General features: G+C 74.3%; 6 protein-coding genes. 4 read left to right on the plus strand and 2 right to left on the minus strand.

Translation table 11 applies throughout. The features are described from left to right. Nucleotides 1-88: 88 nt before the first annotated feature. Nucleotides 89-286 carry a hypothetical protein gene (locus tag ABTY15_RS02015; protein WP_350574535.1) on the minus strand — a complete coding sequence of 66 codons (198 nt, stop codon included), beginning with the start codon at nucleotides 284-286 and terminating at the stop codon, nucleotides 89-91. Between the two features lie 246 nt (nucleotides 287-532). Between ABTY15_RS02015 and ABTY15_RS02020 the strand changes: the two genes are divergently transcribed. The 4 genes from ABTY15_RS02020 to ABTY15_RS02035 all read left to right on the plus strand — a co-directional run bounded on the left by ABTY15_RS02020 (nucleotide 533) and on the right by ABTY15_RS02035 (nucleotide 4,812). Then, nucleotides 533-1,177, plus strand: a complete 645-nt coding sequence (locus ABTY15_RS02020) for a class I SAM-dependent methyltransferase (RefSeq protein ID WP_350574537.1) — start codon at nucleotides 533-535, stop codon at nucleotides 1,175-1,177. Then, the gene (locus ABTY15_RS02025) at nucleotides 1,174-1,764 is read left to right on the plus strand and encodes a TrmH family RNA methyltransferase (protein ID WP_350574539.1); all 591 of its coding nucleotides are present in this window, start codon (nucleotides 1,174-1,176) and stop codon (nucleotides 1,762-1,764) included. Before ABTY15_RS02020 ends, ABTY15_RS02025 begins: the two co-directional genes overlap by 4 nt. Before the next feature lie 390 nt (nucleotides 1,765-2,154). Further along, on the plus strand, nucleotides 2,155-2,751 hold the full coding sequence (locus ABTY15_RS02030) for a hypothetical protein (RefSeq protein ID WP_350574540.1): 597 nt from the start codon (nucleotides 2,155-2,157) through the stop codon (nucleotides 2,749-2,751). A gap of 339 nt (nucleotides 2,752-3,090) precedes the next feature. After that, nucleotides 3,091-4,812 carry a phytoene desaturase family protein gene (locus ABTY15_RS02035; RefSeq protein ID WP_350574542.1) on the plus strand — a complete coding sequence of 574 codons (1,722 nt, stop codon included), beginning with the start codon at nucleotides 3,091-3,093 and terminating at the stop codon, nucleotides 4,810-4,812. An 82-nt stretch (nucleotides 4,813-4,894) separates the two neighbouring features. Here the strand turns inward: ABTY15_RS02035 and ABTY15_RS02040 are convergent, their stop codons facing one another. Further along, nucleotides 4,895-6,406 (minus strand): peptide MFS transporter, encoded by a 1,512-nt coding sequence (locus ABTY15_RS02040; RefSeq protein ID WP_350574544.1) that lies wholly within the window; start codon nucleotides 6,404-6,406, stop codon nucleotides 4,895-4,897. Between the last annotated feature and the right edge of the window lie 260 nt (nucleotides 6,407-6,666).

Below are 6,666 nucleotides of genomic sequence, written 5' to 3' on the forward strand. Positions count from 1 at the left end.
GGCGCCTCCCACGCCTGCGGGCGCTGCTCGCGCTACTCGCTACTCGCCGGTCTCGCGGAACACGCGGAACACGCGCCGCCCCCGCTGCTCACTCGCGGTACTCGTCCTCGTCGAGCTGGACGACGCGGCTCTGCTCGGCCGCGTCCGCGACGTCGGTGGCGGGGTCGGCGCCGAGGGCCCGGCGTTCGGCCACCTCGTCGTACTCGTCGCCCTCGGGTGCCTCTTCGTCCGGCTCGACGGTCTCGACGGCCTCGTCGATCAGGTAGTCCTCGTGATTCTGCGGCATGGCGTCCGTCCTCACTGTTCGGAGGCTCCCACGGGCCCGGGTGGCGGTACTGGAAGTATCCGCCGCCGGGCGCCCGGACGCGACGTGCCGTCGCCGCCCCGGCGTGTTGTCCGGGCCGTGCGCGCACCGGGGAACCGGGCTGGGGGAACGCGCCACCGGCCGCCGGGGGTACGATCGGTGCCGTACCAAGGGCTGACCCACACCCACCCGGTGGCCCCGAGGCCCTCACGAACGACGGGGAGCGACATGTCCGGCTCGCACTACTTCACGGGTGCACCCGAGGTCGCCAGCGAGCGCCGACCGATCACGGTCTCCCTGCCGGACCTCACCCTGGAACTGACCACCGACGCCGGGGTGTTCTCGCGCAACCGGCTCGACCCGGGTACCCGGATCCTGCTGGAGCACGCCCCGCAGCCGCGGGTGCGCGGCCCGATCCTGGACGTCGGCTGCGGCTACGGCCCGATCACGCTCACCTGGGCGACCCGGCGCAGGCGCCTGCCGGTCTGGGGGGTGGACGTCAACGAGCGCGCCCTGGAGCTGGTGCGGCTCAACGCGGAGGCGCTGGGGCTCGGCAACGTGCAGGCCGCGCTGCCCGAGGACGTCCCCGAGGACCTGCGGTTCGCGACGATCTACTCCAACCCGCCGATCCGGATCGGCAAGGCGGCACTGCGCCGGCTGCTGACGCACTGGCTCGGCCGGCTGACCCCGGACGGCTCGGCGTTCCTGGTGGTGCAGAAGCACCTGGGCTCGGACTCGCTGCAGAAGTGGCTGAACGAGCAGGGCTATCCGACGACCCGGGTGACGTCGGTCAACGGGTTCCGGATTCTGGAAGCGCGGCCCCGTCCGGAAGCGGGCGAGGGCTCCGAGAGTGGACGAGGTACGACGTCGTGAAGCAGCTGCGCGGGACCGAACTGAAGCGTCTGCACCGCTCGTGGCGGCGCAGCAACGAGTTCCGGCTCGCGATGATCCTGGAGAACCTGCAGTCGCCGTTCAACGTCGGCTCGGTGGTGCGGACCGGTGCCGCGATGGGCGCCGAGAAGCTGTACCTGACCGGGGACACCCCGTCGGTGCGCTCGTCGGGCGCGCAGAAGGCCGCGATGGGCACCGACAAGTACCTGAAGGTGGAGCACTTCCCGACCGTCGCGGAGGCGGTCGCGGCGGCGAAGGCGGACGGCTTCAAGGTGGTCGGCCTGGAGCTGGCCGACGAGGCGGTGCCGATGTTCGCCGCCGAGCTGACCCCGGCGGTGGCCTTCGTGCTCGGGCACGAGGACCGCGGGATCACCCCGGAGGCGCTGGCGCTCTGCGACCAGGTGGTGTTCGTCCCGCAGCTGGGCCGGGTCGGGTCGCTGAACGTGTCCGCGGCCGCCACGGTGGCCTGCTACGAGGCGCGCCGGCAGGGGTACGCGATCAGCGGCACGCCGGACGGCAGTGACCTCGGCGACCTCGGTGGCGACCTCGGCGGGGACGAGGGCGAGTAGGCGGGTCCGCGCAGGTCGGAGGGGTGTGCCGAACGGCCCACCCCTCCTTCGTTTTCCCGGGGACATATCTGCCGATCGGCAGATGTGCCAACCGTCCTGCCACGCCAACATGGCGGACATGACGGAACTTCAGATCCTCGACCTGCCCGAGGAGTGCCGCGGCGGCCGGCGCCGCCACTGCCGCCGACCCGGCCTCGGCCGCGCTCGCCCTCGACGCGATACGCCACCCCACCCGCCGACGGAGACGGCCCCGGGCAGGCTCCCCCGCCCGGGGGAGCCGGTCCGTGCCCACGGCGGAGGCGGGGCCCCGGGGGCCGAAGGGAGAGTTGGTGTCGCAGCGGGCGAACGCCCGAGCACCCCGAACACCCTTACGGCAGGAGCTGATTGACCATGCGCAAGTTCACCGCCGGCCTCGCGATCGCGACCGCCCTCACGGCCGTCATCGCCGGCACCGCCGGCACCGCCTCGGCGGCCCCCGCACGGGCACAGGCGCCCGCCCCCGCGCCCACTCCCGCGGCTGCGGCCGCCCACCACGGCATGAGCCTGCACAGCTGGACGCTGCTCAACGAGCGGGGCCCGGGCCCCAACCCCGCTTCACGGCTCACCGCACGGGTGGACGCCCGGACCACCGCCGACGGGCGCACCCGGGGGCACGCCGTCGTCGAGCACGTGTTCTTCGGGGAGGGCACCGTCCACGCGGAGTTCGACGTCGACTGCCTGACCACGGACGGCGGGGCGATCACCGTCACCGGCCCGATCAGCTCGGTCATCACCACCCCGGTCGGCGGTCCGGCGGACCCCTCGCCGAGCGGCTGGCACCCCGAGACCGGGCTCACCTTCTACCCGGCCGACGCGAGCGGCGAGCAGCGGGTCGGCTGGGCGGGCGCCGACCGCCTGCACCCCGAGGCGCCGGCCAGGGCCACCAAGTGCGGGCCCACCCCCGCCAGTCTCTGGGTGGTGGAGGGAGGCGCCGTGCTCCGGCGATAGCGCGGGCGGGCGGCGGCCACACGGGCGGGCCGGCCGAGCGTCCCGCCACCCGGGGCCCGCGGAGACCGGCAGCCGAGTGATCGTCAATCCCTCGTCCGCATCAGGTATTTACGATAATCTCGGCCGGGCCGACCAGGCCGCGCCTCAGGCCGGGACCATCGGTTTCACCAAGTCCCTCGCCGAGGATGCGGCGCTCGGCCAGGTCGGAACGCCCGAGGGGGGCGACCTGGCCGCCTTCCCGCGGTCCGAGCGGGCCGCCCGCGACACGCGGCCCGGCCTCCGGGAGCCACGGCGGCGGCACCGTCCGATGGTCACGTGGTCACGCGAATGGGGGCGCGCATGCGGGGAGTTCAGCACGGGGGGTCCGAGGGCCACAGAGACCGCTACGACGCGATCGTGGTCGGCAGCGGCCTCGGCGGGCTGGTCAGCGCGGCCTACCTGGCGGCCGACGGGCGCCGGGTGCTCGTCCTCGAACAGCACGACGTCGCGGGCGGCAACGCGCACGTGTTCCGCCGTCGGCGCAAGTACGAGTTCGACGTGGGCACCCACTACCTCGGCGACTGCGGCCCCGACGGGTTGCTCCCGGCGATCCTGTCCGGGCTCGGCGTCCGCGACCGGGTGGTCTTCCGCCCGATGGACAACGAGCAGGGCTTCGACCGGATCATGACGCCCACCGCCACGGTGGACGTCCCGGCCGGCTGGGGCGCCTACCGGGACCGGCTCCGCCAGGCGCTGCCCGAGGAGGCCGACCGGGTCGACGCGTTCGTCGGTCTCGCCGAGGCGGTGGCCGGCGCCACCCGGGACGGCCTGCTCGGCCGGTCCATGGTGGAGCTGTTCCGCCGGTCCCCGGAGACCATGCGCTGGACCCGCCGGACCCGCACCCTCGCCGACGCCCTGGACCACTGCGGCCTCTCCCCCAAAGGCCGCACCCTGGTCGCCGCCCAGGCCGGCAACTACGGCACCATGCCCGACGGCATCACCTTCGTCGAGCACGTCGGCATGATCGACCACTACATGCGCGGCGCGTACTACCCGGAGGGCGGCGGACAGGCCCTGGTGGCCGCGTTCGTCGAGGCCCTGGAGGCGGCCGACGGCGAGTTGCGCACCCGCTGCGAGGTGCGCCGCATCCTGATCGACGACGGACGCGCCACTGGCGTCGAACTCGCCGACGGCACCCGGATCCAGGCCCCGCTGGTGATCTCCAACGCGGACTACCGACGCACCGTCCTCGACCTGTGCGGCGGCGAGGCGGCCTTCCCCACCGAGCTGGTCGCCCGGACCCGCGCGGCGACCATGCGCGGCGCCGTCGTCTCGGTGTACGTCGCACTGGACACCGAGCTGCCGGGCCTGCCCAACGCCAACATCTGGTGGCACGACAGCGACGACATGGAGGCCGCGCACGCGGCCATGACGGAGCGCTACCGCCGGGACGGCGCGATCGACTCGGTGCCGCAGCTCACCTTCTCCTTCGCCTCGCTCAAGGACCCGGGTGCGGCGGCGGTCTGCCCGCCCGGCCACAGCAACTTCCAGCTGATGACGATCTGCCCGCCCGGCCACGAGCTCTGGGGAGTGGAGGGCGGCCCGGTCGACGGCGAGCCGTACCGCCGCAACCCCGCCTACCTCGCCCGGAAGCAGCAGTTCACCGAGCTGATGCTGGCCACCGCCGAAAAGGTGGTCGGCCCGTTCCGCGACCGCATCACCCACCTGGAGACCGCCACCCCGCTGAGCCACCAGCGCTACATCCGGGGCAGCGGCGGCACCCCGTACGGCATGGCCAGCTGGGGCGGCGTCGGCCGGCGGCCGGACGTGCGCACCGAGGTCGAGGGCCTGTACGTGGTCGGCCAGAGCGTCCGCTACGGCAGTGGCCTGAGCGCCGTGGCCAGCTGCGGCGCGGCCGCCGCCTCCGAGATCCTCGGGCGCCCGCTGCTGGCCGAGGTGCTGGCCGGCACGGTGCTCGGCGACGCCTCCCGGTTGCCCGACCGCGGCCCGGACTGGGACCCACTGGCGGTCTCCCGCGGCCGCGCGCGCCAGCGCGCCAAGGGCCTGGCCCGGATCGGCTGAGGACCGGCCGAGAGCCAGCCGAACACCAACCGAGGACCTACCGAGGACCTACCGAGCGCAGCCCCTCCCGCCACCCGGCGCCCTACAGGCCCAGCCGCCGGGTGAGCGGGCGGGCCGCCGCCACCAGGGCCAGGCCGGCCAGCAGGGCCGGGGTGCCGAGGGCCAGGAACAGCCCCGGGTGGGAGGCGTCCCCGCCGACGGCCTTGAGCGCGTTGGAGCCGACGCCCGCGCCGAGCGCGGCGGACAGCCAGAACACCCCGACCATCTGGCTGAGGAAGGCCTGCGGCGCCACCGCCGTGGTGACGCTCATGCCGACCGGCGCGAAGGCCGCCTCCCCCGCGCCCATCAGCAGGTAGGCCAGCAGCAGCCAGAACGGCGAGGCCTTGGCCTCCCCGTGCGCGGTGGCCGCGGCCACCGCCATCACCAGCAGGCCCAGCGACATCAGCACCATGCCGAGGGCGAACTTGGCGGTGGCGCTGATCCGTTCGCCGCTGCGCAGCCAGAGCCAGGCGAACAGCGGGGCCAGCAGCAGCACGAACAGCGGCGTGGCCGACTGGAACCAGCTGGCCGGCACCACCACCCCGAACGCCCGCCGGTCGGTGAAGTCCCGGGCGAACAGGCTGAGCAGCGAACCGCCCTGCACCTGGAGGCCCCAGAACAGCGCGGCGGCCAGGAACAGCCAGACGTACCCGCGGATCCGGACCCGGTCCGGCTCGGCGACCTCCGGGTTGCGCAGCAGCCGGCGGAAGCAGATCACCGGCGCCGACAGGCTCAACAGGGCGATCAGGCCCAGCACATGGCGGATCGTGAAGGTGCCGGCCAGCACGTCGGCGGTGATCAGCACCGCCACCACGGCGAGCGCGGCGCCCGAGACCCGCGCCACCCGGCGCCGTTCGGTCCCGGTCGCGGGCCGCTCCGGCACCCGGCCGACCTCGCCGAAGGAGTCCGCACCCCGGACGTACTGGAGCACGCCGAAGGCCATCCCGAGCGCGGCCGCCCCGAAGCCCAGGTGCCAGTTGGCGCCCTCGCCGACGGCGCCGACGACCAGCGGCGCCAGCAGCGAGCTCAGCTGGATGCTGGTGTAGAAGACGGCGAAGCCGGCGTCCCGCCGGGCGGCGTCCTCGCGCGGGTAGCAGGAGCTCAGCAGGCCCGCCAGGTTGGGCTTGAGCAGCCCGCTGCCGAGGCCGATGAGCAGCAGCCCGAGGTAGACCGTCGGCACGCTGGGCAGGGTCATCGTCAGGTGGCCGCAGCCGATGGTCACCGCGCCGTAGAGGGTGGCCCGGTAGCTGCCGAGGATCCGGTCGCCGAGCCAGCCGCCGGGGATGGCCGACAGGAAGACGGTCGCCATGTAGACGCCGAACAGCATGCCGGCGTCCGCGGTGGACAGCCCGAGGCCGCCGTCCTCCTTGGGGGCGTTGGCGAACAGGAAGAGGATCGCCAGCATCCCGTAGAAGCTGAACCGCTCCCACATGTCGGTGCCGAACAGTGTGACGAACCAGCGCGGGCGACCGAACAGCGACGGCGTGTCGGGGGGCAGCGGCGGGGGCGGCTGCTCCACGGGCTCGGCGGCGGCGGTGGCGGCCGGAGACGACATGGTCCTTCTCCCATCGGGGGTCACGGGGGCCTGCTCGCCGAGCAGCATCCGACCGCGACCTCGACCGCCACTCCAGCGCCGGTCGACGAACCCACCGGCCGGCGAAGTCACCCGTCGACGAACCCACCAATGGACGAACCCAACGAAGGCGGCTCCCGCCCCGGGCAGGGGCAGGAGCCGCGGACCTTCGCCGGCCCAGCGCCGGCGCGCGCCGGCGCGGGGGCCGCGCGGGCCCGGGAAGTCCACCCCGGACCCCACCC

Source organism: Kitasatospora sp. NPDC097643 (assembly GCF_040302625.1).
In the GTDB taxonomy this organism is placed as follows: domain Bacteria; phylum Actinomycetota; class Actinomycetes; order Streptomycetales; family Streptomycetaceae; genus Kitasatospora.

Bases quoted from the DNA above. Each gene is read 5' to 3' on its own strand.
- ABTY15_RS02020 (WP_350574537.1), top strand. From the start codon at position 533: ATGTCCGGCTCGCACTACTTCACGGGTGCACCCGAGGTCGCCAGCGAG.
- ABTY15_RS02030 (WP_350574540.1), top strand. From the start codon at position 2,155: ATGCGCAAGTTCACCGCCGGCCTCGCGATCGCGACCGCCCTCACGGCC.
- ABTY15_RS02035 (WP_350574542.1), top strand. From the start codon at position 3,091: ATGCGGGGAGTTCAGCACGGGGGGTCCGAGGGCCACAGAGACCGCTAC.
- ABTY15_RS02040 (WP_350574544.1), bottom strand. From the start codon at position 6,406: ATGTCGTCTCCGGCCGCCACCGCCGCCGCCGAGCCCGTGGAGCAGCCG.
- ABTY15_RS02015 (WP_350574535.1), bottom strand. From the start codon at position 286: ATGCCGCAGAATCACGAGGACTACCTGATCGACGAGGCCGTCGAGACC.